This is a genomic window from Cupriavidus agavae (assembly GCF_004217045.1).
Classification (GTDB): domain Bacteria; phylum Pseudomonadota; class Gammaproteobacteria; order Burkholderiales; family Burkholderiaceae; genus Cupriavidus; species Cupriavidus agavae.
Window position 1 is genome coordinate 78,685 of record NZ_SGXM01000009.1, and the last position, 24,675, is coordinate 103,359.

The 24,675-nt window shown below is 67.4% G+C and carries 22 protein-coding genes; 12 read left to right on the forward strand and 10 right to left on the reverse strand.

What is annotated here, in order from left to right; all coding sequences use genetic code 11:
* Nucleotides 1-61 precede the first annotated feature (61 nt).
* Nucleotides 62-1,303, forward strand: a complete 1,242-nt coding sequence (locus EV147_RS22340) for an NAD(P)/FAD-dependent oxidoreductase (RefSeq protein WP_198680332.1) — start codon at nt 62-64, stop codon at nt 1,301-1,303.
* Nucleotides 1,304-1,408: 105 nt separating this feature from the next.
* Here the strand turns inward: EV147_RS22340 and kdgD are convergent, their stop codons facing one another.
* Entirely contained in the window at nt 1,409-2,323 is a 915-nt protein-coding gene (kdgD, locus tag EV147_RS22345) for a 5-dehydro-4-deoxyglucarate dehydratase (RefSeq protein WP_130393402.1), read from the reverse strand.
* 430 nt (nt 2,324-2,753) lie between these two features.
* Here kdgD and EV147_RS22350 point away from each other — a divergent pair, with 430 nt between their 5' ends.
* The 3 genes from EV147_RS22350 (at nt 2,754) to yjjJ (ending at nt 7,171) form a co-directional block, all read left to right on the forward strand.
* Nucleotides 2,754-4,112 (forward strand): MFS transporter, encoded by a 1,359-nt coding sequence (locus EV147_RS22350; protein ID WP_130393403.1) that lies wholly within the window; start codon nt 2,754-2,756, stop codon nt 4,110-4,112.
* Between the two features lie 16 nt (nt 4,113-4,128).
* Entirely contained in the window at nt 4,129-5,712 is a 1,584-nt protein-coding gene (gene garD / locus EV147_RS22355) for a galactarate dehydratase (protein WP_130393404.1), read from the forward strand.
* A gap of 106 nt (nt 5,713-5,818) precedes the next feature.
* Nucleotides 5,819-7,171 carry a type II toxin-antitoxin system HipA family toxin YjjJ gene (gene yjjJ, locus EV147_RS22360; RefSeq protein WP_130393405.1) on the forward strand — a complete coding sequence of 451 codons (1,353 nt, stop codon included), beginning with the start codon at nt 5,819-5,821 and terminating at the stop codon, nt 7,169-7,171.
* A gap of 24 nt (nt 7,172-7,195) precedes the next feature.
* Here the strand turns inward: yjjJ and EV147_RS22365 are convergent, their stop codons facing one another.
* The 3 genes from EV147_RS22365 to EV147_RS22375 all read right to left on the reverse strand — a co-directional run bounded on the left by EV147_RS22365 (nt 7,196) and on the right by EV147_RS22375 (nt 10,096).
* Nucleotides 7,196-7,564, reverse strand: a complete 369-nt coding sequence (locus tag EV147_RS22365; protein ID WP_130393406.1) for a 5-carboxymethyl-2-hydroxymuconate Delta-isomerase — start codon at nt 7,562-7,564, stop codon at nt 7,196-7,198.
* Nucleotides 7,565-7,640: 76 nt separating this feature from the next.
* Nucleotides 7,641-8,522 carry an IclR family transcriptional regulator gene (locus EV147_RS22370; RefSeq protein WP_235844924.1) on the reverse strand — a complete coding sequence of 294 codons (882 nt, stop codon included), beginning with the start codon at nt 8,520-8,522 and terminating at the stop codon, nt 7,641-7,643.
* Between the two features lie 8 nt (nt 8,523-8,530).
* Nucleotides 8,531-10,096 carry a class I adenylate-forming enzyme family protein gene (locus EV147_RS22375; protein ID WP_130393407.1) on the reverse strand — a complete coding sequence of 522 codons (1,566 nt, stop codon included), beginning with the start codon at nt 10,094-10,096 and terminating at the stop codon, nt 8,531-8,533.
* Between the two features lie 301 nt (nt 10,097-10,397).
* On the opposite strand from EV147_RS22375, the gene EV147_RS22380 reads away from it, so the two are divergent.
* From EV147_RS22380 to EV147_RS22395, 4 genes are all read left to right on the forward strand, one after another.
* A complete protein-coding gene (locus EV147_RS22380; RefSeq protein ID WP_130393408.1) occupies nt 10,398-10,697 on the forward strand; it encodes a DUF3649 domain-containing protein in 300 nt (99 codons plus the stop codon).
* Complete coding sequence (locus EV147_RS22385) at nt 10,697-12,370, forward strand: PepSY-associated TM helix domain-containing protein (RefSeq protein WP_130393409.1); 1,674 nt, start codon at nt 10,697-10,699, stop codon at nt 12,368-12,370. Before EV147_RS22380 ends, EV147_RS22385 begins: the two co-directional genes overlap by 1 nt.
* Nucleotides 12,367-12,762, forward strand: a complete 396-nt coding sequence (locus EV147_RS22390) for a DUF3325 domain-containing protein (RefSeq protein ID WP_235844925.1) — start codon at nt 12,367-12,369, stop codon at nt 12,760-12,762. Before EV147_RS22385 ends, EV147_RS22390 begins: the two co-directional genes overlap by 4 nt.
* Before the next feature lie 188 nt (nt 12,763-12,950).
* Nucleotides 12,951-15,098 carry a TonB-dependent receptor gene (locus EV147_RS22395; protein ID WP_130393410.1) on the forward strand — a complete coding sequence of 716 codons (2,148 nt, stop codon included), beginning with the start codon at nt 12,951-12,953 and terminating at the stop codon, nt 15,096-15,098.
* Here EV147_RS22395 and EV147_RS22400 read toward each other — a convergent pair.
* The gene (locus EV147_RS22400) at nt 15,095-16,003 is read right to left on the reverse strand and encodes an AraC family transcriptional regulator (protein WP_130393411.1); all 909 of its coding nucleotides are present in this window, start codon (nt 16,001-16,003) and stop codon (nt 15,095-15,097) included. The two genes, EV147_RS22395 and EV147_RS22400, sit on opposite strands and share 4 nt — an antisense overlap.
* A gap of 128 nt (nt 16,004-16,131) precedes the next feature.
* On the opposite strand from EV147_RS22400, the gene EV147_RS22405 reads away from it, so the two are divergent.
* On the forward strand, nt 16,132-16,677 hold the full coding sequence (locus tag EV147_RS22405) for a carboxymuconolactone decarboxylase family protein (protein WP_130393412.1): 546 nt from the start codon (nt 16,132-16,134) through the stop codon (nt 16,675-16,677).
* An 88-nt stretch (nt 16,678-16,765) separates the two neighbouring features.
* On the opposite strand, the gene EV147_RS22410 is transcribed toward EV147_RS22405, so the two are convergent.
* The 4 genes from EV147_RS22410 to EV147_RS22425 all read right to left on the reverse strand — a co-directional run bounded on the left by EV147_RS22410 (nt 16,766) and on the right by EV147_RS22425 (nt 20,722).
* Nucleotides 16,766-17,416, reverse strand: coding sequence for an HAD domain-containing protein (locus EV147_RS22410; RefSeq protein ID WP_130393413.1), 651 nt, complete (start codon nt 17,414-17,416; stop codon nt 16,766-16,768).
* Between the two features lie 350 nt (nt 17,417-17,766).
* A complete protein-coding gene (locus tag EV147_RS22415; RefSeq protein WP_130393414.1) occupies nt 17,767-17,967 on the reverse strand; it encodes a hypothetical protein in 201 nt (66 codons plus the stop codon).
* 174 nt (nt 17,968-18,141) lie between these two features.
* The gene (locus tag EV147_RS22420) at nt 18,142-19,746 is read right to left on the reverse strand and encodes a methyl-accepting chemotaxis protein (RefSeq protein ID WP_130393415.1); all 1,605 of its coding nucleotides are present in this window, start codon (nt 19,744-19,746) and stop codon (nt 18,142-18,144) included.
* Nucleotides 19,747-19,948: 202 nt separating this feature from the next.
* Nucleotides 19,949-20,722 (reverse strand): response regulator transcription factor, encoded by a 774-nt coding sequence (locus tag EV147_RS22425; RefSeq protein ID WP_130393416.1) that lies wholly within the window; start codon nt 20,720-20,722, stop codon nt 19,949-19,951.
* 367 nt (nt 20,723-21,089) lie between these two features.
* Here EV147_RS22425 and cls point away from each other — a divergent pair, with 367 nt between their 5' ends.
* From cls to EV147_RS22440, 3 genes are all read left to right on the forward strand, one after another.
* Complete coding sequence (gene cls / locus EV147_RS22430; protein WP_130393417.1) at nt 21,090-22,523, forward strand: cardiolipin synthase; 1,434 nt, start codon at nt 21,090-21,092, stop codon at nt 22,521-22,523.
* A gap of 93 nt (nt 22,524-22,616) precedes the next feature.
* A complete protein-coding gene (locus tag EV147_RS22435) occupies nt 22,617-23,273 on the forward strand; it encodes a TetR/AcrR family transcriptional regulator (protein ID WP_130393418.1) in 657 nt (218 codons plus the stop codon).
* A gap of 251 nt (nt 23,274-23,524) precedes the next feature.
* The gene (locus EV147_RS22440) at nt 23,525-24,031 is read left to right on the forward strand and encodes a hypothetical protein (RefSeq protein ID WP_235844927.1); all 507 of its coding nucleotides are present in this window, start codon (nt 23,525-23,527) and stop codon (nt 24,029-24,031) included.
* A gap of 27 nt (nt 24,032-24,058) precedes the next feature.
* On the opposite strand, the gene EV147_RS22445 is transcribed toward EV147_RS22440, so the two are convergent.
* Nucleotides 24,059-24,484: a hypothetical protein gene (locus tag EV147_RS22445; protein ID WP_130393419.1), complete on the reverse strand. Its 426-nt coding sequence runs from the start codon at nt 24,482-24,484 to the stop codon at nt 24,059-24,061.
* Between the last annotated feature and the right edge of the window lie 191 nt (nt 24,485-24,675).

The following is a 24,675-nucleotide window of genomic DNA, read 5'->3' on the forward strand; positions in this document are numbered from 1 at the left end:
TTACTACGTCGACCGGCCAGCCAACACGGGGAGACCTGCCCCGAACCGCGAGGATCACGCAGTGAAGACAATAGTGGTAGTGGGCGGCGGCTTTGCCGGCCTCTGGGCCGCGGCCGCTGCCGTGCGCATGGCGGAATCATTGGACAGGCCGGTGCAGGTCACGCTCGTCAACCGCGACGACCAGCACAGCATACGCGTCCGCAACTATGAGGAGGACCTGGCCGCCACGCTGGTGCCGCTGCGCGAGGTGCTGGACCCCATCGGCGTGGCATTGCAGGTCGGAAACGTGACCGACATCGACGCCCGGGCAAGGACGGTGAAGATCGAGACCAAGGGCGGCGCGATCTCATTGCCCTACGACAAGCTGATTCTTGCCAGCGGCAGCAAACTCGTGCGCCCGCAGATCGCCAACGTGGACGTCTGCTCCTTCGATATCGACACCTATGGGCAGGCGCGCCGGCTGCATGAGCATATTGCGTCGCTGCCGGCCCGGGCTCCCTCTGCGGGGCAATACACGGCAGTGGTGGTCGGGTCGGGGGCGACGGGCGTGGAGCTGGCTTGCGAACTGCCGGCCCGCCTGCGCGCCGTGGCAGCCGCGGCGGCCGATGGCCGGGCCGGCGCCGCGCCGCCGGTGCGCGTGGTGCTGGTCGATAGCAATGCCAGGATTGCAGGGCATCTGGGCGGTGCCCAGGCCGTGATCGAACAAAGCTGCCGGGACCTGGGCATCGAACTGGTGCCGGGCGCCACGGTGCAGGCCGTGGATGCCAATGGCCTGACGCTGGGCGATGGCACCCATATCCCCACGGCGACGGTCGTCTGGTGCGCCGGCATGCGCGCCAGCGACCTGACGGCATGCTTCGAAGCCGAGCGCGACGTACAGGGCCGGCTGATGGTGGATGCGTATATGCGCGTGGCAGGTGTGGGCGACGTCTATGCCGCCGGCGACGTCGCGCATGCGTTGATCGACGGCGAGCACCCGTCGGTCATGTCTTGCCAGCACGCCCGGCCCATGGGGCGCTACGCGGGCCACAACGCGGTCTGCGAACTGTTTGGCGAGCCGTTGCTGGCGCTGAACATCGACTGGTACACCAACATCATCGACCTCGGGCCGGCCGGTGCCGTCTACAGCCAGGGATGGGACCGCGAAGTCGTGGCCGTGGGCGAGCAGGCCAAGGCGACGAAGCAGGTCATCAACTGCCAGCGCATCTATCCGCCGCGCCATGGCAATCGGGCCGATATCCTTGAGGCGGCGGCGCCCGCGCTGCAGCGGCCTCCCGTGTTGAAGCCGATCTCAGGCGCCTGAACGAAAAAAAGCCGGCACAAGCCGGCTGCAATGCTTCAACTCACAACTCACTCACTACACCCCCCGTCCGCCGGACGGGGGGCAACACCGGCTGACTGCGCCGGCTTACTGCGGTCCGAGCTTCTTGATCAGGGCGTCCAGCATGCCCAGTTCTTCCTCGGTCAGGTCCGTCAGCGGTGCGCGCACCGGGCCTGCGTCGTAGCCCACCAGCTTGGCGCCGGCCTTGACGATCGAGACGGCGTAGCCATGCTTGCGGTTGCGGATGTCCAGGTACGGCAGGAAGAAGTCGTCGATCAGGCGGCCCACGGTGGCGTGGTCGTCCGCGGCGATGGCGCGGTAGAAGTCCATCGCGGTCTTCGGGATGAAGTTGAACACGGCCGACGAGTACACCGGCACGCCCAGCGCCTTGTAGGCGGCGGCGTAGACTTCGGCGGTGGGCAGGCCACCCAGGTAGGCCAGGCGGTCGCCCAGCTTGCGGCGCACGCGGACCATGGCCTCGATGTCACCCACGCCGTCCTTGAAGCCGATCAGGTTCGGGCACTTGTCCACCACCTTTTCCAGCAGGTCGGCGCCGATGCGCGAATTGGCGCGGTTGTAGACGATCACGCCGCACTTGGTGGCCTTGCAGACCTCTTCGATGTGGTTGGCGATGCCGTCTTCGCTGGCTTCGGTCAGGTAGTGCGGCATCAGCAGGATGCCGTGCGCGCCCAGGCGCTCGGCTTCCTTGGCGTATTCGATGGCCACGCGGGTCGGGCCGCCGGCGCCGGCCAGGATGGGCACCTTGCCGCGGCAGGTTTCCACGGCGGTGCGGATCACGTTCGAGTAATCCTGCTGCGTCAGCGAGAAGAATTCGCCCGTGCCGCCGGCAGCGAACAGGGCAGATGCGCCGTAGGGGGCCAGCCATTCCAGGCGCTTGGCGTAGGTATCGGCGCGGAAGTTACCTTGCTGGTCGAAATCCGTGATCGGAAACGAGAGCAGGCCTTCCGAGATAATCTGCTTCAGTTCTTGCGGTGTAGTCATGTCGCTCTTCCTGATCGCCACATGGCGAATGGGTGGTTTGTGTGGAACAAGGCCGGTTGTACCTCGCTCCATCGTGTGGATGGCTTCGAGATAAGTCATCGTACAACTAACATCTTGACCATGCAAGCGATAAGGTCGGATTCGAGGGAAAACCCCGAATTGGGGCAGCGCTTCGGCGCCATTCGGGGAGGTTGCAAGGACTTCGCCGCCGCACGTGCCAGATTGCCCCGATCGCCCGCCAGCCCGCAAGCCAATTGAAAGGTGCGGTTTTTTCGTCTTTGCACGCTGCCGGGGCATCGTGCACCGAGTCAGGGTAAACGCGTGGTACATCGAAGGGAACGCCGTCTCTATAATCTGAGTCGTACGACGACATATCACAGGCCGGTCCCAACGCATTCCTGCCCCAGGCCCCCGGCTGTGAGGAGACCCGATGACCGCAACACCAAGCACCAGCGCGACCGCCGCCACCGGCGCCCGCCGCACCAATGTCCGCTACTGGATTCTTGCCCTGATCTTCATCGTGACCACGATCAACTACGCCGATCGTGCCACGCTCTCCATCACTGGTCCCGCCATGCGCGAGGAGTTCGGCTTCTCGGCCGTGCAGATGGGCTATATCTTCTCGGCGTTCAGCTGGGCCTACGTGATGGCCCAGATCCCGGGCGGCTGGCTGCTCGACCGCTTCGGCGCGCGCCGCATCTACGCCGTGAGCATCTTCGCCTGGTCGTTCTTCACGCTGCTGCAGGGCTGGATCGGCATCTTCGGCACCGCCGGCGCCACGCTGGCCGCGCTGTTCGGCCTGCGTTTCGCGGTGGGCCTGGCGGAATCCCCGGCTTTCCCGGCCAACGCCAAGGTGGTGGCGAGCTGGTTCCCCACCGACGAGCGGGGCACGGCCTCGGCCATCTTCAACGCGGCGCAGTACTTTGCCGCCGTGGTGTTCACGCCGCTGATGGCCTGGATCGTCCATAGCTGGGGCTGGCACCACGTCTACCTGTGGATGGGCATCATGGGCATGCTGCTGGCGCTGGTCTGGCTCAAGGTCATGCGCAGCCCAGCCACCCACCCGGCGGTCAACCCGGCCGAACTGGCCCACATCGAGCAGGGCGGCGGGCTGATCCACATGAACGAGGGCGAGGGCAAGGCGAAGGAAGCCAGCCCCACCGGCTGGTTCTATGCAAAGCAGCTGCTCTCGAACCGCATGCTGGCCGGCGTCTACCTGGGCCAGTACTGCGTGAACGTGCTGACGTACTTCTTCCTGACGTGGTTCCCGGTGTACCTGGTGCAGGCGCGCGGCATGTCGATCCTGAAGGCGGGCTTCGTGGCGTCGCTGCCGGCGATCTGCGGCTTCCTGGGCGGCGTGCTCGGCGGCGTGATCTCCGATGCGCTGCTGCGCCGTGGCCATTCGCTGACGCTGGCGCGCAAGGTGCCGATCGTGGCCGGCATGGCGCTGTCGATGTCGATGATCGCCTGCAACTACGTGGATGCCGAGTGGCTCGTGGTGGGCATCATGGCGCTGGCGTTCTTCGGCAAGGGTATCGGCGCGCTGGGCTGGGCCGTGGTGGCCGATACGGCGCCCAAGGAAGTGATCGGCATGGCCGGCAGCATCTTCAACACGTTCGGCAATATCGCCGGCATCGTGACGCCGATCGTGATCGGCTATATCCTGAGCACGACGGGCTCGTTCAACGGCGCGCTGGTGTTCGTCGGCGTGAACGCCCTGGTTTGCGTGCTGAGCTACCTGGTGATCGTCAAGGACATTCGCCGCGTGGAACTGAAGCACCCCCAATAAAGAAGGAATCCCCCAAATGTCGGACTTGTCGGTACAGAACGTGGCGGCGGCGCCCAAGCCGCTCTACATCCGCATCCACGCCAATGACAACGTGGCCATTGTCGCCAACGACGGCGGACAGCCGGCCGGTACGGTGTTCCCGTGCGGCCTGACGCTCGTGGAGCACGTGCCGCAGGGCCACAAGGTGGCGCTGGTGGACCTCAGGGAAGGCGATGCCGTGACGCGCTACAACGTCACCATCGGCTACGCGCTCAAGGACCTGCCGCGCGGCAGCTGGGTCAACGAGCGTGTGATCCGCATGCCGACGGCCCCCGGCCTGACCGACCTGCCCATCGGCACGCGCGTGCCCGAGCCGCTGCCGCCGCTCGAAGGCTACACGTTCGAGGGATTCCGCAATCCGGACGGCTCGGTGGGCACGCGCAACATCCTGGCCATCACCGAGACCGTGCAGTGCGTGTCGGGCGTGGTGGACTTCGCGGTGCGCCGGATCAAGGCCGAACTGCTGCCGAAGTACCCGAACGTCGATGACGTGGTGGGCCTCGAACACACCTACGGCTGCGGCGTGGCCATCGACGCGCCCGACGCCATCATCCCCATCCGCACGCTGCGCAACATCGCGCTGAACCCCAATTTTGGCGGAACGGCGATGATGGTGAGCCTGGGCTGCGAGAAGCTGCAGCCGGACCGCCTGATGCCGCCGGGAACGATCCCGATCCAGACCGGTGCCGGCGAGGTGCAGGTGGGCGTGGTCTGCCTGCAGGACGACAAGCACGTGGGCTTTGCCTCGATGATCGATTCGATCGTGGCAATGGCCGAGACGCACCTGAAGACGCTCAACGCCCGAAAGCGCGAAACCGTGCCGGTCTCCGAACTGGTGGTGGGCGTGCAGTGCGGCGGCAGCGATGCGTTCTCGGGCGTGACCGCCAACCCGGCCGTGGGCTTTGCCACCGACCTGCTGGTGCGTGCCGGTGCCACCGTGATGTTCTCGGAAGTGACCGAAGTGCGCGACGGCATCGACCAGCTGACCTCGCGCGCCGCCACGCCCGAAGTGGCCGAGGCCATGATCCGCGAGATGGACTGGTACGACCGCTATCTGGATCGCGGCCGCGCGGACCGCAGCGCCAACACCACGCCGGGCAACAAGAAGGGCGGCCTGTCGAATATCGTCGAGAAGGCCATGGGCTCGATCGTCAAGTCGGGCAGCGCACCCATTGCCGGCGTGGTCTCGCCGGGCGAGCGCGTCAAGACGCGCGGCCTGAACTACACCGCCACCCCCGCCAGCGACTTCATCTGCGGCACGCTGCAGATGGCGGCCGGCATGAACCTGCACGTCTTCACCACGGGCCGCGGCACGCCGTACGGCCTGGCCGAAGTGCCGGTCATCAAGGTTGCCACGCGCAGCGACCTGGCCCGCCGCTGGCATGACCTGATGGACATCAACGCCGGCAGCATCGCCACCGGCGACGCCACCATCGAGGACGTGGGCTGGGAACTGTTCAACCTCATGATCGAGGTGGCCAGCGGCCGCAAGAAAACGTGGGCCGAGCACCATGGGCTGCAGAACTCGCTCGCGCTGTTCAACCCGGCGCCGGTGACCTGAGACTTCGATTCCGACAAGTGCTGTAAACGCCACCAAAAACAGGATGGGTCGGCGAGTGGTATATTCCAGTATCTATTCATGATTCTATTCAAGAATCTATTCAGATATGGCTCCGCTCGCCGAACGTCTTCGTCTCAAGCTTGCGCATGGGCCCGCCAGTGCGCGGCAACTCATTGAAGATACAGGGGTTTCCCAGCCAACGTTGTCGCGTGCGATCGGGGCGATGGGTGAGGAACTGGTGCGGCTGGGCGCCGCCCGATCTATTCATTACGCGCTCCGCGACCCCCAACGTGGGCTGGGCGACATCCCGATCTACCGGGTCTGTCCGGACGGCACGATCCATCCGCTGGGCGAGCTGATACCGGTGCGGCCGGAGGGGTTCGTGATGCGCGAAACCGATGGCCTGACGCGGTTCAGCGACAGCCTGCCGTGGTGGCTGCTGGACATGCGCCCGCAGGGTTTCCTGGGCCGGGCCTATGCCGCCCGCCATGCCGAGCCGCTCGGGCTCCCCGCCAACGTGGCCGAGTGGAGCGATACCCACGTGCTGCGCGCCCTGATCGCGCAGGGCCATGACGCAGTGGGCAACCTGCTGCTGGGCGACAAGGCGCGCGAGCGGTTTCTCGATTCCCCGATACCCGAGCCGATTGCACAGGCCGGGAAGGGCGAGGTCTATGCCCGCCTGGCGATGGAGGCCGCGCGCGGGGAACTGCCGGGGTCGTCGGCGGGTGGCGAACAGCCAAAATTCGCCGCCTATGCCGACACGCCAGCCGGTGCCCGCCATGTGCTGGTCAAGTTCACGCTGCCGGACGCCAACGAGATCACCGGGCGCTGGCGCGACCTGCTGCTGACCGAGCACCACGCGCTGGAAACGCTGACGGCCGCGGGCGTCTCGGCGGCCCGTTCGCAGGTGATCGATCACGGCGGGCAGCGGTTCCTGGAGGTGGAACGCTTCGACCGGATCGGGCCGCTGGGGCGGCGGGCGCTGTTCTCGCTGGCATCGGTCGATGCGGAGTTCGCGGGGGAGGGCGCCGCCATCTGGCCCGTCATCGCGGCGCGGCTGGCCGCCGAGGGGCACATCACGCAGGAATCGGCCGATGGCGTGGCGCTGCTCTACGCGTTCGGCGTCATGATCGGCAACACCGACATGCACAACGGCAACGTGTCGTTCAGCAATGGCGACGAGCGGCATGCGCGTCCCTATCGGCTGGCGCCTGCTTATGACATGCTGCCGATGGGGTTCGCACCGCGTGCGAGCGGGTTCCTGTCGAACGAGTTGCCGCCGGCCCGGCTGCATCCGGGGGTGCCGAACGCGCTCTGGAGCCGGGCGCACGGCCTGGCGCTCCAGTTCACGGCCCGGCTGCGTGCCGACGACCGCGTCACGGCGGCGTTCCGGCCCTGCCTGGACGCCCTGGACGCGCATCTGGACACCGCCGGTGCCAAGGTCGCACGGCTTGGCTGAGCGCGGGCGCCCAGCCTTCCACCATTAGCCGCCCACCACCTGCTTGGCGAACGTCGCGCGCTCCATTTCCACCACATTGGCGGTCACGTGTACGACCTGTCCCGGCGTGCCGGGGCGCACCATTTCCGCAATGGTATCGACCACGATCTGGCCCACCTGCTTGCGGATGGCCTGGTCGCGGCCGTCGAGGATCTGCAGCGTGGCGTGCACGAACGCGCGCTCGGCTTCCCCGGTGCCCTGGCGGAACGTGGTCAGCGTCACGCAACGCGACTTGATGGCCGGTTCGTCAAAATGGCCGCTGGCGAGCAGCGCGGCGTTGCATTCGTCGAGCAGTTCTTCCTTCGAACGCGTCAGGCGGGTGTTTTCGGTGATCTCGACGACGAGGTGAGGCATGGCGGGTTATCCGGTGGGGCCAGGGGAAACCGCATCGTACGGCAAACGCGACGTTCCCGCTGCCCCCCGGAACCCGTCAGGCGGTCACGCCGAAAGTGGCCTCGATGCGGCGCACGTGCTGCTGCAGCAGCGGCCGCACCTTCTCCAGCAGATGCGCGGGCGGCACCACGGCGTTGGGGCCGCTGCAGCTCAGCGTCATCGGCGGCAGCGAGGGGCCGGGACGGAAGGCCAGCGCAATCGAGTTGATGTCGGGCAGCCACTCGCCGAACGACGTGGTGCAACCCAGCCGGCGATGTTCGTCCCGGCACTGTTCGAGCATCGTCTCGGCCTGCGCCGCGCTGGCCTTGTCGTCGGTGCGGAACGCACTCAGCGCCTGGCGCTGCTCGGCGGGTGGCAGCGCCAGCAGGTAGGCGCGCCCGGCCGCCGTGGCCAGCCCCGACACGCGGCTGCCCACGGGCACGCGCAGCGTCAGGTAGCTCTCGGCCTGGCAGTTCTCGAAAATCAGCATGCGGCCCCGGTCGCGCACGATCAGCGAGGCCACGCCTTGCGAGAGATTGGCCAGCTCCTGCATGAACGGCCGTGCCACGGAGAGCACATCCGCGCCTTGCTGGGCGGCCGGCGCCAGCGCCAGGGCCGAACTGCCGAGCCGGTAGCGCACCGGCTCCGTCAGCGCCTGCAGGTAGCCAAGTTCGGTCAGCGTGTGCGTCAGGCGCGAGATCGTCGATTTCGGCAGGCCGCAGCGCTGGGCCAGTTCGGCATTGCCGAGTTCGCTGTCGAACGCGCGGAAGCACGCCAGCACATCGAGCCCACGGGCCAGCGCGGTGACGAAGTGGCGGTCTTCCTTGCGGCGGCTTTCGGGCTTGCCGGGCAGGGCGGGGGCGAGGGCGAGGGCGTCAGCGTGCTTGTCAGCGTGGTTGTCAGCGGAATCGTCCGCCATGGCGGTCAGGGTCTGTTCCATGGTGGCGCTCACAGGTTGCCGGCGGCCAGTTGCTCGCGCAGCCTGGCCTTGAGGATCTTGCCCGAGGGTGCGGCGGGCAGTTGTGCCACGACGCGGATTTCGGCGGGCATCTTGTACGGCGACAGCCGTTCGCGCAGGAAGGCGCGCAGCGCGGGCTCGTCGAGCGTCATGCCGCCGCGTACCTCGACGAAGGCGATGACTTCCTCGTTGCCCTCCACCGCGCGGCCCACCACGGCCGACTGCAGCACCGCCGGGAAGGCGTTCAGCGACTGCTCCACTTCCTCGGGATACACGTTGAAGCCCGAGTGGATAATGATCTCCTTGGAGCGGCCCACGATGGACACCGCCCCGTCAGGATCGATCTTCGCCAGATCACCGGTATGCAGCCAGCCGTCGGCGTCGATGGTCTGGGCGGTCAGGTCGGGGCGGCGGTAGTAGCCCTTCATCACGTTCGGCCCGCGCACCAGCAGTTCGCCGCTGCCGTCGGGCAGCGGGGCGCCGAGCATGATCTCGACATCGGGCACCACCGGGCCCACCGAGCAATCCTGGCGCGGATGTTCCACGCGGGTCTGGCAGACCGTGGGCGAGGTCTCGGTCATGCCGTAGCCGTTGTGCAGCACGATGCCGAACGCGTCCTCGAACGCGGCCTTCAGCGTGGCCGTCAGCGGGGCACCACCGGACTGCGCCATCCGCAGCGCTGGCGTGCGCAGCGACTGGCCGTTGGCGCGGCCCCATTCGATGACCTTGGCGTACATGGCCGGCACGCCGTGCAGCACGGTCAGTTGCTGGTCCACCAGCGCCCGCGCCAGCTTCTCGGGCCGGAAACGCGGTTCGTAGTAGACCGTGGCCCCGTTCGACACGGGGCCTACCAGCAGCACGGACAGCCCATAGACGTGCGAGATCGGCAAAACGCCATAAACACGGTCGCCGGCGGTCACGCGCGACTGCAGCCGGTTGGAATGGCCGATGAACATCAGATTGGCGTGCGTCAGCATCACGGCCTTCGACGCGCCCGTGGTGCCGGTGGTGTAGATCAGCGCCGCCACCTGCCGGCGCGGATCGGCCTCGACGGGCTCCGGCACCGCCGCTTCGTCCACCGCGCTGACCAGCAGGCGGCCCACGTGGGTCCATTCGGCATCCTGCGCGCCGCGCGCCACGCCATGCTCGCGGGCTTCGGGGAAATCGTTGTCGAGGTACAGCGTCACGCGGGCGCCGGCATGCTCGACGATGTTGGCGATCTCGCGCGCCGACAACCGGGCGTTGACCGGCACCGACCATGCATCGAGCGCGCTCAGCGCCAGCAGCAGCACCGAGCAGCCCACGCTGTTCTCGGTTACCAGCACCACGCGGTCGCCGCCGCGCACGCCGAGCTCGGCCAGCGTCCGGGCCGTGTCGCGCACCGCCACGTCGAGTTCGGCATAGCGCAGTGCCCGGTGCGCGTCCATCACGGCGATGCGGTCAGGCTCGCTGGCCACCCACGGTGCCATGGTCTGGTGCAGGCGGTCGAACCTGGGCTGATAGGAAGGGGAGGACGTCGGGCCGGAATGGCCCGCCGGTGCGGCGGTGCTGCTCATGGTGTCTCCAGACAGGCTTCCGGCGTGGATTCCGCCGGTATTCGATGTGGAGGATCGTCCCATCGATCTCGGGCCATCGTCAACCGCGTGGCGGAATGACGATTCCGCAGAGCGGAATTCATGCTCAGGTTTTGTGCGAACACCGCACCGGCGGCACTTGCCGGCCTGCCTGGCAGTTGTCGGTTTTGCGACATGTCTGCCAATGTCTGCCCGCTCCCATGCGCACTCGTCATATCTCCCGGCAGACATCAGCAATGGGAACGATTATCATGTGCGTTAATTTTTCGGACATCGTAGAAATATGAAGCAGGGCATCACGGTCGGATATCGCGTGGGCGTCGCCTCGCGCGCGCTCGCGGCCATCTTGGGCGGCTACGCCGTCGCCGCGCTGGCCACCGGATGCCTGTCGCTGGTTCTCGCCCGATGGACGGGCATGGCCCGCGCCGATGCCGTCGTGACGGCCTCGCTGCTGTCGTTCCTGTGGTTCGCGCTGGCCGTGGTCTGGGTCTTCGCGGCCGGTACCGCCACGCGCGCGTGGATCGGCCTGGCCGTGCCGGCCGCTGTGCTCGGCCTTGGCTGGTTTGCCTTGCGGGGTGCGTGATGACTGAACTCCGGAAAGATCAGGGCCTGCGCCAGGCGATGGCGTGGCTCCATACGTGGTCCGGCCTGCTGGTGTGCTGGTTCCTGTTCCTCGTCTTCTGCGGCGGAACCGCCAGCTACTACAAGGACGAGATCACGATCTGGATGAAGCCCGAGCTGCACGCGTCGCTGACTACGCGGGTATCCGATGTCGATGCCGCGCAGCGGGCCTACAGCTTCCTGCAGCGCGAGGCGCCCAATGCCGAGCGCTGGTTCATCACGCTGCCCGACGATCGTAATCCCGCCATTTCCCTGTTCTGGCTGCGCCAGCCGACCCCCGAGGACAAGGGCAAGAACAACCGGGCCCGGCTCGAAACCCGCACGCTGGACGCCGCCACCGGCGAACCGATCCCCGGCGCCCGCCAGACCCGCGGCGGCGAATTCCTGTACCGCCTGCACTTCGACCTGCACTACATGCCCGCGCTGTGGGCGCGCTGGATCATCGGCTTCTGCACGATGTTCATGCTCGTGGCGATTGTCAGCGGCGTGATCATGCACCGGCGCATCTTCGTGGATTTCTTCACGTTCCGGCGCAAGAAGGGGCAGCGCTCCTGGCTGGACGCCCACAACGCAGTGGCCGTGCTGGCGTTGCCGTTCCACCTGATGATCACCTACACCGGGCTGGTCACGCTGATGTTCATGTACATGCCGTGGGGCATCGATGCCGTGTACAAGGGCGACAACCAGGCGTTCAACACCGAACTGGCCGCCCGTGCGCCACGCGTCAAGCCGTCGAAGGAGTCTGCGCCGCTGGCCCCGATCGCCCCGATGATCGCGCAGGCCAAGGCGCACTGGAACGGCAGCGGGATCGAGCGCATCACGGTCGAGCAGCCCAACAACGCCGGCGCCACCGTGGCCCTGACGCGCCACGACGAGCGCAGCATGCGGACCACGCCGCCGTCGATGGTGTTCGCCGGCCCGACTGGCGAACTCAAGGCGAAGCTGGGCGACGAGATCTCGGGCCCCAGCGCCACCCGCTTCACGATGGTGGGCCTGCACGTGGCCCACTTCGCGCCGCCGCTGCTGCGCGCGCTGTTCTTCCTGTCCGGAATCGCCGGGGCGCTGATGGTGGCCACCGGCGCGGTGCTGTGGGGCGTCAAGACGCGCCAGCACCACGCCAGGCGCATCGCCGCCACGGGCCGCACGCCGTTCGGGCTGCGGCTGGTGGAAGCGCTGAACCTGGGGGCCATCGCCGGGCTGCCGATCGCCATGGCCGCGTACTTCTGGGCCAATCGTTTGCTGCCGGTCGATCTGGCGCAACGCCAGGGTGTCGAGGTTCAGGCATTCTTCGCCGCCTGGGCCGTCGCGGCGGTGCTGGCGCAGATCCGGCCCACGCGCGGCATGTGGGCCGTGCAGCTGTGGGTGGGCGCGGCGCTGTTCGCGGGCCTGCCGGTACTCAACGCGCTGACCACCGCCACCCACCTTGGCGTGACGCTGGTCCACGGTCCGGCCGTCGTGGCGGGCTTCGACCTCACGGTGCTGGCGCTCGGCATCGGCCTGGGCAGTGCCGCGTGGATGGTTGGCAGGCGCAAGCCCGCGCCGAAGGCGGCCGCCAAGGGCGCCAAGGCCACGGCGAAGGGTGCCCGGCCGGCCGGTGCCGTGCGCAACGTCAACGGCATCGAGGTATCGCAATGAGCGGCGCCGCGATGATCTCGGTGGGTCCGGCCTGCGTGGCCGGGCTGGGGTTTGCGGTGGGCGGCTTCACCTGGCTTGCCCAGGCGCTGGACCGCCACCACGCCGACATGTACGGACGCGGTACCTCGCCGGAGCCGGCGCGGGTCAGGCGGCTGCGCTGGCAGGGCACCATCGCCCTGACGCTGGCACTGGCGGCGTGCGTACTGGCCGAAGGCTGGGCCTTCGGCGTGGTGTACTGGGCCGGCGTGCTCACGCTGGGCGCCCTGACCGTGGTCGGTGCGTTCTCGTGGGCGCCGCAGGCCACGCCGCGCCTGGCGCGGATTGCCACGGCTGTCGGGGCCGTGGCGGCGGTGCTGTCGCCCTGGCTCATGCAGGCGCCGCTGCAGCCATAGGTTTGTCACCGAGCAACGCCGGCAGAGCGTTGCCGCATGTTCACGGAATCGGGATTCGGGTTCAGCCTGCCGCTGCGGAGGAGAAACGCGGCGCAGGACCAATTTTTTCTTCAGGGAGTGTCACCTTGTCTATCCACCACCGCGCGCAGGCGCCTGCCTCGCGCTCGCCGCGTTCTTCGCGTACCCCCATGCGTCATCTCGTGACCGCGCTCGCCGCGGCCGGCCTGCTGCCGACGCTGGCCTTCGCCCAGGAAGCCACGGCCGACGCCACGGCGCAAGGCGCCGGCACCACGTTGCCCACGGTGACCGTGCGCGGCGCGTCGTCGCCCGACCAACTGCCCGCGCCGTACGCCGGCGGCCAGGTGGCCCGTGGCGGCCGCCTGGGCGTGCTCGGCAACCAGGATTTCATGAACGTGCCGTTCAGCGTCACGTCGTACACGTCCGAGCAGATGCAGAACCAGCAGGCGCGTACGCTCGGCGGCGTGCTGGCTGACGATCCCGCCGTGCGTGTGACATCGGGTTTTGGCAACTTTTCAGAAGCCTTCGTGGTACGCGGCTTCACGCTGAGCGGCGACGACATCAGCTACAACGGCCTGTACGGTATCGCTCCGCGCCAGTTGGTTTCTCCCGAGGGCCTGGAGCGCGTGGAAGTGTTCCGCGGTGCCAACGCGTTCCTGAACGGCGTTTCGCCGGCAGGTACGACAATCGGCGGCTCCATCAACCTGGTGCCCAAATACGCGCTGGCCACGCCGATCACGCAGGGCACGATCGACTACACCAGCGACGGCCAGGTGGGCGGCCATATCGACGTGGGCCGCCGTTTCGGCGAGAAAAAGCAGTTCGGCGTGCGTGTCAATGCCATGGCACGGGGCGGCGACACCGCGGTCGATAACGAGAGCCGCCAGCAACGCCTGTTTACGCTCGGCCTTGACTACCAGGGCGACGCGTTCCGCGTGAACGCCGATTTCGGCTACCAGAAGCAGTCGGTGTTCCAGGGCCGCAGCACGATCAATCTGACCGCAGCCGCTACCGCACTGCCGCCGGTGCCGTCCTCCACCACGAACTGGGCGCAGCAGTGGACGAACTCGAAGCTCGAAGACACCTACGGGACGATCCGCGCCGAGTACGACATCACGAAGGACTGGACCACCTACGCCGCCTTTGGTGCGCACCACACCAATGAATTCGGCAATTACAGCGGCGCCAACGTCGGTAGTAACGGTTTCGGCACGGCATCGCTCCTTTCGGTGCCCTACAAGCAGGACACGATCACCGGTGAGGTGGGCGTTCGTGGCAAGTTTGCCACCGGTCCGGTGAACCATACGGTCAACCTCAGCTGGTCTGGCCTGAAGCAGGAAAAGGCTTCGGCGTTCGGGTCTTCCGGCACATTCTCGACGAACCTTTACAATGCGCCGGCCGTGGCCTATCCGGCCTCGACCATCACCGGCAGCTTCGCCGACCCGTACACCACCGGTCGCACGAACCTCAATGGCGTGTCGATCTCCGACACGCTGGGCTTCCTCAATGACCGCGTGCTGGTCACCGGCGGCGTACGCCACCAGGTGATCAACGTGCGCGGGTATGCCACCGGAACGGGTGCGCAGACCTCCACCTACAACGATTCCGCCACCTCGCCAATGTTCGGCCTCGTGGTGAAGCCTTTGCAGAATGTGTCGGTGTACTACAACTACATCGAGGGCCTGGCCCAGGGCCCCACGGCCGGCAATACTGCGGTGAATCGTGGCGAGATCTTCCCGCCGGTGAAGTCGAAGCAGCAGGAAGCGGGCGTGAAGTACGACGCCGGCAAGTTCGGCACGACGCTGGCGATCTTCCAGATCGAGCAGCCGCAGGGAACGACCTTGACGGGCAGCGTCTTCGGCCTGCGTGAGTTGCGTAACCGCGGTGTGGAACTGAGTGTGTTCGGCGAGCCGTTGCGCGGCTTCCGCCTGCTGGGTGGTGTGTCGTACATCGATTCCAAGTACCAGAACGATCCGCTGCTGGACGGCAAGAAGGGCGTTGGCGTGCCCAACTACACGCTGACGCTGAGCGGCGAGTACGACCTGCCGTTCCTGGCCGGCTCGACGGTATCGGCGCGCTATATCCAGACGGGCCGCCAGGCCGCCAATACGTCGAACACGATCAGCCTGCCATCGTGGAACCGTTTCGATCTTGGTGCCCGGTACACCTTCAAGGCTTCGCAGATGCGCTACACCATGCGCGCGGCTGTCGAGAACATCGCCAACAAGGATTACTGGGCCGGGGTTTCGACTTCCAACAACGTGCTGTTCGTTGGCGCGCCGCGCACCTTCAAGGTCTCGATGACGGTCGACTACTAAGCGCCGGTCGGCACGTTCTGCTCCGCGCGCAGCCAGTCGCGCGGAGACTGGCCCACCCGGGCCAGGAACACGCGTGACAGGGCCGACGGGTTGGCATAGCCCAGCTCGTCGGCCAGCAGTTTCAGCGGGGCGCCATCGCGCAGCCGCGACTGCGCCAGGCTGACGCGCCAGTCGGTCAGGTAGTCGGCCGGAGTCTGGCCCACGATCTGCCGGAACGCCTCGGCAAATGCGCTGCGCGACATGCCCGCGCAGGCCGCCATCTTCTCCAGGTTCCAGCTTTCCCCCGGTGCCTCGTGCATCGCCACCAGCGCGCGCGCCAGACGCGGGTCCGACAGGCCCGTGATCAGCCCCGGCTGGATGCCGGCCGTGTCCGGGTGGTCGAGCATCCAGCGCAGCAGCTGGATCACCACCACCTCGAACAGCCGGTCGGCCAGCAGTCTCTGCCCGCAGCGCACGCGCTCGGTCTCGGCGAACAGCAGCGACAGCGCCGGGCCGAGCCCCTCGACGCTGGCCAGCGGCAGCACCACCAGTGGCGGCAGGGCGCGCGCTAGCGGGTTGCGGGCGCCGCCCGCGAACTCGACCGTGGCGCAGGCGAAGTGCGACCCCTCGGCTGGCGGATTATGGAAGGTGTGGACGGCGGGGCGGGGATAGAACAGCAGCGACGGCTCGCGGATTGCCAGTTCGCGGGGCAGCCCCTTGCTGTGGTGCGTCACGGTCATCTCGCCATCGCGCATCACGTGCAGAAAGCCGCGCTCGGGCTCGTTGAAGCGCGAAATGCCGCACAGCGGGCCGCTGTGGAACAGGTGGGCGCGGATGCGGAAGCGTTCGAGCAGCGCTGAAAGCCGATCCACCGGCGCGGACGGGGCGGCGAGGGAGGTCGAGTTGGTCAGGGACGGGGTAGCCATGGTCCTTGGACGATTGGATATGTTTCCTGGACGGATGGTATCTCAGCGTGCGCGGATTGGCACCATTATGGTCTCCAAGGACAGCAACAAACCAGCGTCCCGAAACCCAGACCACCCAGGAGCACATCATGACCGCACGTATCCCCGTACTCGATCCCCAATCGGCCCCCGCAGGCAGCCAGGTTGCGCTGGCGCAAATCCACGGCGCTTTCGGCGTCGTTCCCAAGATGTTCCGCGCCGTGTCGAACTCGCCCGCCGCGCTGCAATCGATGTGGGGCGCGTTTGGTGCGCTGGGCGGCGGCGTGATTCCGGCCAAGCTGGGCGAGCAGATCGCCGTGGCCGTGGCCGACCGCAACCGCTGCGAGTACTGCCTGGCCGCGCACACCGCGCTGGGCCGCAAGGCCGGCGCCAGCGCCGACGAGATGACGGCGGCCCAGGGAGGCCAGTCGAACGATCCGAAGACCGCCGCCGCGCTGGCTTTCGCGCTGCAACTGGTGGAGTCGCGTGGCCAGAGCAGCGACGCCGATGTGGCCCGCCTGCGTGAAGTGGGCTTCAACGACGAGGAAATCGTCGAGATCGTCGCCCATGTTGCGCTGAACCTGTTCACCAACTACATCAATGTGGCGTTCGCGGTGCCCGTGGACTTCCCGCAGGTCAAGCTGACGGCTCGCTGATTCGCCAGTTCCTTAAACGACAAAAGGCCGCCCCGAGGGGCGGCCTTTGTCACGTGTCACGACTGGCGAAACCGGAGAAAGGAAACGATCAGGCGTGGATGACCGACGGAGCGAGCTGCTTGCCGGTCAGGCTGGCCACCGCTACCGCCATGGCCTGCTCGCGGGCGCCGTCGGCAGCCGGGGAGGGCGTGAAGCGCTCAGGCTCGTCGCGGGCCAGGCGTTGCAGGTGGCGCAGCTTGGCCTTCAGGCCCGGCTCGACGCGCGAATCGGGCGTTACCGTGGACGGGCAGGCCACGCCAAGGATGTCGAGCGCCTGCCGGAAGTTGTCGACCGTCAGTCCTTCGGCCGGATCGACCGACACCAGCCGGGCACGCTGCCCGGCGCTGAACGAGGCGGCCGGAGCCGTCGAGATGATGACCCAGGCGCCGGGCGCCGCATGCTGGCCGAACCAGGCGTCGATTTCCGCGCCGTGGCCGCCTTGCGTCGGGGGCGTCATGCCTTCCACCTGCAGGTCGAGCTGCTGGAAGATCGCCGCCGGGGTGCCGCGGCGCCACGCATCGGACACCACCACGCGGGCCCCGGCAATGCCGAACAGGCGGCGCAGGAAACCGAGCGCGATGGGGTCGAAGAACCTGACATCCCGGAGCGTGCCCGTGTTGGGCGTACCGCCCAGGCGGGCAGCGGAGCGGTCCGAGTACAGGACACCGGGTACGTCCAGCATGATGAGGCGTTCAGACATGATGTTTCGTGGTCAGTCGTGATGGGATGGGTCTAGCGTATCTGGCTTTTTTACGATCCGGACGACACAAAGTGTGCGTAAGTGCAACAGTTGTGTAACTTGATCCGTCCATCCGTAAATACCGGTTACCCCGTTCCCGCAATTGTTTCCTGCGGACACATCTGCCGCCTCCAGCCTGGGATTCCGGGCCGGCGCGGACGACGGAAGCTGCCGCAATGATCGCCTCAACGGGTCGCAAGGCCGGGCGGTTGACAGGAAGTTGAAAGGAAATGTACGGCAATCGGCCAGCCGGGCATGGCGGCAGATATGTCAGGCCGTGATACGAGGGCGGATGGGGAAGGCGGCGGAGTTTAGCGGCGGCGCAGCAATTGCATTTCGAAATGCTCGAACGCGTACTGGCAGGCAATCCCGCAGAACAGGTCCGCCCGGCCGATGGGCTGCTCGCAGGCGTGGCAGGTGCCGCAAGGCTTCAGGCGGGGCGCCCAGTCGCGCCCGGCGTTTTCGAAGTCTTCCTCGAATGTGCTGTCGTCCTGTCCGGCCTTGCGTAGCATGCGTCCTTTGCCTTTCCGCCACCTGCGCGTGAGTGTTGATCGGGTCTGCCGCGCCCGCAGGAACCAGCGGGCAGGCAGATATCCTAGCCGGCCAGCCGGCATCGGCAAATCGGATCAACACTATTTACGGCAGCGCGGGAGCAGGCTGAAGCCACAATTCCCCGCGGGTGCGCCCTAGAACCGGAAGCGCGCCACGTCGCCCTCCAGCGCCTCGGCCTGCTCGTCGAGGCGCGCCGCCTGCCCGGTCAGGCTGTCCACGAGCCGGGCGTTGTCGGCACTGGTCTGTTCCAGGCGCGCCAGCGCGTCGGTCACGGTGCGGATGCCGGCGGCCTGTTCGTCGGCCAGTTCGCTAAGTTCGGCCGCCAGCGTGTGGCTATGCTGCACAGCGGTATCGATGCCTGACATGGCAGACTCGACATGCGTGCTGAGTTCCGCGCCGCGTGCAATCTCGCGCGCGGCGTCGCCGATGATGGTGCCAATCTCGCGGGCGGCCGTGGCGCTGCGCTGCGCCAGCGCGCGCACCTCCTGGGCCACCACGGCGAAGCCGCGCCCGGCCTCGCCGGCGCGGGCCGCTTCCACGGCAGCGTTGAGGGCGAGGATGTTGGTCTGGAAGGCGATGCTCTCGATCACCGCAACGATGTCCGAGATATTGCGCGACTGCGCATGGACATTGGCCATGGCCGCGCTCATGTCGCGCACCGCCGCCATGCCCGTGCCGGTAGCCTGCCGCGCGCGGCTCGCCATCCCGCTCGATTCCTGCGCCTGCGTGTGGGCCTGCTGCACCAGCGTGGTCAGCCGCGTCACGTTGCTGGCGGCATCGGCCAGCGCGGCGGCCTGCGTGCCGGTGCGCGTCGCCAGTGCCTGGTTGCCCTGCGTGATGCCATGGCTGGCGTCAGAGATCTCGTGCGCGCATTGCTGGATGCCGGCCAGCACTCCGGCCAGTTGGTCGCGCATGCCCGCCAGGTAGTACAGCAGGCTGCCGTCGTCCTGGTTGCGCAGCGCGATATGGGCCGTCAGGTCGCCGCCGGCAATGCGGTTGGCGGCCGCCGCCGCGTCGCGCGGCTCGCCGCCGAGTTCGCGGGTCAGGCTGCGCGCGGCAATCCACGCCAGCCAGGCCGCGGCGAGCAGGCTCGCGCCAAGCAGGCCGGCCATCACGCGCTGCGCGCGGGTCTGCGCGGCGGCGACGCCCGCCACGGTGCCGGCGGCCTGTCGTGCCAGCGCGGTACGGGTGGTCTCGATCAGCGCGCCGAGCTTCTGCAGTTGTTCGTTCAGGAAATGGCTGTCGATCGAGACGGCGGCATCGAACTGCAGTGCGTCGAGCGGCTGCTTGCGCATCAGTTCGACGAAGCGGCTGGTCAGGTCGCCGGCCGCGACGCGCTCCTTCTGCAGCGCCTGCGCCTGTTCGGGCGCGGCGTGACGGACGCCGTCGACGGCGGCGTCAAGCTGCTTCATCGCCGCGGCAATCTCGCCGGCGGCCGTGTCGCGCTCGGTGCCCGAGGTGGCCAGCGTCAGCGCGAGCTGCGCGCGGCCGAGCATCGCCAGCGAAGCCTGCGCCCGCTCGGCGGAGATCGCGCCGCGCATGTCGCGCTGGTACAGCGTGTCGGTATCTTCCTTGAGGTCGATCAGGTTGACGATGCCGGTCAGGCCGACGATGGCGCCGAAGGCATAGATCAGGACGAACGCGGCCGAGAGCCGCAGGACCAGCGGCAGCCGCGCGAGCCCCTGCCACACGGATTGGCCGCGCCGCGCGGGCAATCCCAGCTTGATGGCTTGAAACACGAGTAACACTCCTCCGGGGCGTTGCCCCGCCTTGCCATGACCCAGGCGCGGCGGCTCCCGAAGTCTTTGCGGCCCGGCTGGGAGCCGGGCGGTGGCATCGGTGAGTCTCGCGGCGCGGTGAGATGGTCCGCGACAGATGTGACGCCGGCGTGACGCGGCGTCACCTGCCGGCCCCGCGGAGGAGTGCTGGCGGAACGATCGGTCAGTAGTGCAGGGCGGGGGTGTCCGGGTCGGCCTGCACCTCGCGGTGGCTCGACAATTCCTCGCGTGCGGCGTGGTCGAGCACGTCGAGCCGGTAGCCCTGCGCGTAGACCACCGATACGGTCACCCCGTTCTCCGGACACAGATTGAGCGTGCGGCGCATGCGCGAAACCAGCCCGGCCAGCGCCCGGGAATCGCCCGGCAGGTCGTGGCCCCAGATCGTGTTCTCGATGCGCTGGCTGGCCAGGATGCGGCCCGCGTTGGCAAACATCAGCATGGCGAGATCGAACTCCTTGGGCGTCATCGGAATCCGCACGCCGTGCAGCGTGGCATAGCGGCCCGGGCTGTTCAGTTCATAGCCGCCGGCGCGCAGCGGCAGCGGCGCGCGCAGGCGGGTGTCGGCCACGCGCCGGCGCAGCGCGCTCAGACGGGCCAGCAGCACCCGTGCGCTCAGGGGCCGTACCACGTAGTCGTCGGCGCCGGCGTCCAGCGCCTCGACCACGTCGTCATCGCTGCCCTGGCCGGCGAACAGTACGATCGGCACATCGCGGTTGCGCACCGCGCGCACGGCGCGGATCACGTCGATGGCGGAGATGTCGGGCAGATCCCTGTCGATCAGGAGCATCTCGAAGTTGTCGTGGCCGAGGCCGTGGATCAGGTCACGGCCGGCCTGAAAATAGTTGCACTGGAACCCGGCAATCGACAGCAGTTCCTGCATGGGATGGAGGGGGGAGGCGCTGCTGCCGAGCAGCGCGATATTGGCACGGTCATTCATACGACACTATCGATCCTGCAAAACGCATTAAAAGGGCAAAACGCTCGTCGCAGCGTATCGACGGGGGGGCGCTGCAACAATCGCGGTTTCCTTAAATGGGCTGCGATGGCGTCACAGTTGTCGCCGGATGTCGCGCGAAGGACAGGTTTTTGTCATGAAACCGGCCAACTGCCGCTTATCCACAGAAGTTGTGGATAACCAGGGCGGGACCAGCCCGGCGGGCCGGCGGGGCCGTCCACGCGTCGGCGTGATTAAAAAATGGGCAGTATGGGCAGCCCCGCACCTTGGTATGGGTGCGGGTAAGTGACTTGCCGTGCCAGAATACGGCTCTCCGGATCAGGGAGGCCGTCGAGGCCGCCAGTTGCCGATGCTGAGTCCTAGCCTGATTGCCGCGGTCGTGGTCGCGTTCCACTGCGTGGGCGTGGTGGCTGCCCTGCACGCCGTCATGACGGTGCGTACCGCGCCGGGCGCCATTGCCTGGGCGGGGTCGCTGGTGATGATGCCGTACTTCGCGCTGGTGCCTTACCTGATCTTCGGGCGCAGCCGCTTTGCCGGCTATGTCAACGCGCGCCGCTTCAACGACGACCGCCTGCGCGAGATCCGCCAGGGGATGACCGTGCCCGAGCGCGAGGCACTGGGCGCCAGCGTCGTGCACCATCCGCCCCAGGCGTGCCTGCGCGCGTTGCCGGCACTGACCGGCATCCCGTGCCTGAGCAACAACGACGTGCGGCTGCTGATCAATGGCGACGCCACGTTCGAGGCCATCTTCGCGGCGATCGACGCCGCCACCGAACAGATCATCGTCCAGTTCTTCATCGTCCACGACGACGAACTCGGCCGCGCGTTGCAGCGCCGGCTCTGCGAGCGCGCCCAGGCCGGGGTGCGGGTCTATTTCCTCTATGACAGCATCGGCTGCCACGGGCTAGGGCGCGAGTACGTGCGCGTGCTGCACCAGGCCGGCGTGCAGGCGCGGCCGTTCTCGACGCATCCCGGCTTTGTCAATCGCTTCCAGCTCAATTTCCGCAACCACCGCAAGCTCGTGGTGGTGGACGGTGCGCGCGCCTTCGTGGGCGGCCACAACGTGGGCAACGAATACCTGGGCAAGCGCGCCCCGCTGGCGCCGTGGCGCGACACCCATATCGAGATCCGCGGCCCGGCTGTGCTGGATTTGCAGATGGCGTTCGCGGAAGACTGGTACTGGGCCGCGCGCGAGGTGCCATACCTGATGATGCCGCCGCCGGGCAAGGCCGGCGACATGGTGTGCCAGGTGGTGCCGTCCGGCCCCGCCGATGCGCAGGAGACCTGCTCGCTGTTCTTCGTCGAGGCGATCCAGTCGGCCACGCGCCGGCTCTGGATGACCTCGCCTTATTTCGTGCCCGACGAGGCCGTGTTCGCCATGCTGCGGCTGGCCGTGCTGCGCGGCGTGGACGTGCGCATCCTGATCCCGTCGCGGCCGGACCATCTGGTGGTCTTTGGCGCATCGACGATCTACGCCTACCAGGCGATCCGCGCCGGCGTGAAGATCTACCGCTACCAGCCTGGCTTCCTGCATCAGAAGGTGGTGCTGATCGACGATGTGGCGGCGGCCGTGGGGACGGCCAATCTCGACAATCGCTCGTTCCGGCTCAACTTCGAAATGATGGTGATGACCGCCCATCCGGCGTTCGCGGCCGATGTGGCGCGCATGCTCGAAGCCGATTTCGCCCAGGCGCGACGGATCGACAGCGCCGATTTTCTTGGCGCGCCGGCGGTGCTGCGCGTGGCCATGCACGTGGCCAAGCTGTTCGCGCCCATCCTCTAGCGGCGCCCCGCGCACCCCGGGAAACTGGCACTATTTGTGTACACTGTCTACTATTAATGCCAATGAGATGGACGCTGTCCACATAGGGGGAGCATGACCCGACTCGCCGCCAGCCCGCCGCCCACCCGTACCACCTATCGGCATGGCGACCTGCGCCGGGCGCTGCTCGAAGCCGGCATCGACCTGGCGCGCCACGGCGGACCCGATGCGATCGTGCTACGCGAGGCCACGCGCCGGGCCGGGGTGGTGCCGAACGCCGCCTATCGCCATTTCGCCAACCGGCAGGATCTGCTGCAGGCCGTGCGCGCTGCGGCGTTGTCGAGCCTGGCCATGGCAATGGAAGCCGAGCTTGCCGCGCTGCCGGCCGATGCCTCCCCCACCGAGCGGGCGCGCGGCAGCCTGCGCGCGGTGGGCACGGGCTACCTGCGTTTCGCGCTCGAAGAGACGGGGCTGTTCCGCACCGCGTTCTCGGTGCCTGACGATGTGGAGAGCGATACCGATCCCGCCAAGGCCGGCAACAGCGGCATGAATCCGTTCGAGTTGCTCGGCGCCGCGCTGGATAGCTGGGTCGACGCCGGTATCCTGCCTGCGCAGCGCCGGCCCGGCGCCGAATACATTGCGTGGGCAGCGGTGCACGGGCTCGCGATCATGCTGATCGACGGTCCGTTGCGCAGCCACGCACGCGAGCAGGCCGCGCAGATCGGGCCAAGGTTGCTGGAGATGGTGGAGAAGGGATTGCTGGCCGGCTGAGGCCGGCAGACACCCAAAAAAAAAGGATGCCACGCGGCGGGGAGCAACGTGGCATCTGAAGCATGAGTCGCAGGGGAGGGGTCACCCTGAACTCCGTTGGGTCACCCGTGTTGCACGGGTGAGACGGAGTGTATGGAGAGGATTCTGATTCCGAAATCGAAGAATCTTTAAATATGGACTTCTTTGCGCCGATTCGTGTCTAACGTTTGCGGCGCGACAACCCGGCGCCGAAGCAGACGACGGAGGCCGGTATGCGTGGTGACCTGCATGGTGCGATGCCGAGGATCAGGGCGGGCATCGTGCTCGCGTTCGCGAGCGTGCTCGCCGGCTGCGTGGCGTATCCGGGCTACGACGGGTATCCCGCCTACTCCACTGCCTATCCCTCGGCCTATTCGCCGGGCTACACGTCGGCCTATGTCTCGGGCGGCTCGGGAAGTGTCACCTACTCGACCGGCTACGCGTCCTATCCGCCCACCTACCCCTACTCAACCTACTACTACGGCGGCTACCCGTACGGTTATCCCAATGCGTACTACGGCCCGCGTGTCTACGGCGGGGTGTGGATCGGCAGCGGGAGCTACTACGGTTACCGGGGCTATCGCGGCTATCCCGGCTACTACGGCGGACGGGGCTACCACGGCTACCGTGGCGGCTACCGGGGCGCGTATGGCGGAGGCTATCGGGGTGGTTATCGAGGTGGCTACGGCGGCGGCCACGGCGGCTACCGGGGCGGCGGGGGCGGTCGCGGCCGCCGCTAGCGTGGCGGCCTGACTGGCATCAGCCAGTCAGGGAAGCTGCCGCAACTGGCCGATCACCGAGATCAGCCGGCCATGCGCTACGGTCACCGAGGCCTCGTCCTGCAGGGCCTCCTGATAGCGCTTGCGGAAGGCTTCGTCGCCGCGATCGCTGAACAGCTTCTGCGTGGCACCGGCCACCGCGCGGCAGGTTTCGTCGTGATGCTCGTCGCCGTCCAGTTCCTCGTCGATCTCGACGATCAGCCGCGACAGCGGATCGAGCCAGCGGAAGAACGCCTCTTCGGTGATGAGCTGGACAAATTGCCCGGCGGGAATCGGACCGTGCAGCCTCTCGTACTGGCCGCGGTCGTAGCCGATCACTTCCTTGTGTACCTCGAGCAGCGCCGCGCGCAAGGCACGTAGCCCCGAGCGGCGGGTTTCCTGGATGGCTAGGAACTGTTCGCTGGGCATGCCCATCTCCACTTTCCTGTTGTTCGGGCAGGCTCTGTCGAACCATCGGCGGCGTCCTCCCGGGAGCGCCATTCGCCTGCCCTGTCGTTATTCGGCACCGGCATCGCACGCTGCACGCGACGCACCGGGCGCAATTTCAGTATAGGCATGCACGATGCCCCGATCTAGCGCGCAAGCCTAGCGAAATACCCGTATTG

Coding starts and splice junctions, on each gene's coding strand:
- EV147_RS22435 (WP_130393418.1), top strand. CDS start 22,617: ATGACCCGACTCGCCGCCAGCCCGCCGCCCACCCGTACCACCTATCGG.
- EV147_RS22415 (WP_130393414.1), bottom strand. CDS start 17,967: ATGCTACGCAAGGCCGGACAGGACGACAGCACATTCGAGGAAGACTTC.
- EV147_RS22385 (WP_130393409.1), top strand. CDS start 10,697: ATGACTGAACTCCGGAAAGATCAGGGCCTGCGCCAGGCGATGGCGTGG.
- EV147_RS22390 (WP_235844925.1), top strand. CDS start 12,367: ATGAGCGGCGCCGCGATGATCTCGGTGGGTCCGGCCTGCGTGGCCGGG.
- kdgD (WP_130393402.1), bottom strand. CDS start 2,323: ATGACTACACCGCAAGAACTGAAGCAGATTATCTCGGAAGGCCTGCTC.
- EV147_RS22370 (WP_235844924.1), bottom strand. CDS start 8,522: ATGGAACAGACCCTGACCGCCATGGCGGACGATTCCGCTGACAACCAC.
- EV147_RS22445 (WP_130393419.1), bottom strand. CDS start 24,484: ATGGGCATGCCCAGCGAACAGTTCCTAGCCATCCAGGAAACCCGCCGC.
- EV147_RS22395 (WP_130393410.1), top strand. CDS start 12,951: ATGCGTCATCTCGTGACCGCGCTCGCCGCGGCCGGCCTGCTGCCGACG.
- EV147_RS22405 (WP_130393412.1), top strand. CDS start 16,132: ATGACCGCACGTATCCCCGTACTCGATCCCCAATCGGCCCCCGCAGGC.
- EV147_RS22425 (WP_130393416.1), bottom strand. CDS start 20,722: ATGAATGACCGTGCCAATATCGCGCTGCTCGGCAGCAGCGCCTCCCCC.
- EV147_RS22350 (WP_130393403.1), top strand. CDS start 2,754: ATGACCGCAACACCAAGCACCAGCGCGACCGCCGCCACCGGCGCCCGC.
- EV147_RS22440 (WP_235844927.1), top strand. CDS start 23,525: ATGCGTGGTGACCTGCATGGTGCGATGCCGAGGATCAGGGCGGGCATC.
- EV147_RS22400 (WP_130393411.1), bottom strand. CDS start 16,003: ATGGCTACCCCGTCCCTGACCAACTCGACCTCCCTCGCCGCCCCGTCC.
- EV147_RS22375 (WP_130393407.1), bottom strand. CDS start 10,096: ATGAGCAGCACCGCCGCACCGGCGGGCCATTCCGGCCCGACGTCCTCC.
- yjjJ (WP_130393405.1), top strand. CDS start 5,819: ATGGCTCCGCTCGCCGAACGTCTTCGTCTCAAGCTTGCGCATGGGCCC.
- garD (WP_130393404.1), top strand. CDS start 4,129: ATGTCGGACTTGTCGGTACAGAACGTGGCGGCGGCGCCCAAGCCGCTC.
- EV147_RS22380 (WP_130393408.1), top strand. CDS start 10,398: ATGAAGCAGGGCATCACGGTCGGATATCGCGTGGGCGTCGCCTCGCGC.
- EV147_RS22410 (WP_130393413.1), bottom strand. CDS start 17,416: ATGTCTGAACGCCTCATCATGCTGGACGTACCCGGTGTCCTGTACTCG.
- cls (WP_130393417.1), top strand. CDS start 21,090: ATGCTGAGTCCTAGCCTGATTGCCGCGGTCGTGGTCGCGTTCCACTGC.
- EV147_RS22365 (WP_130393406.1), bottom strand. CDS start 7,564: ATGCCTCACCTCGTCGTCGAGATCACCGAAAACACCCGCCTGACGCGT.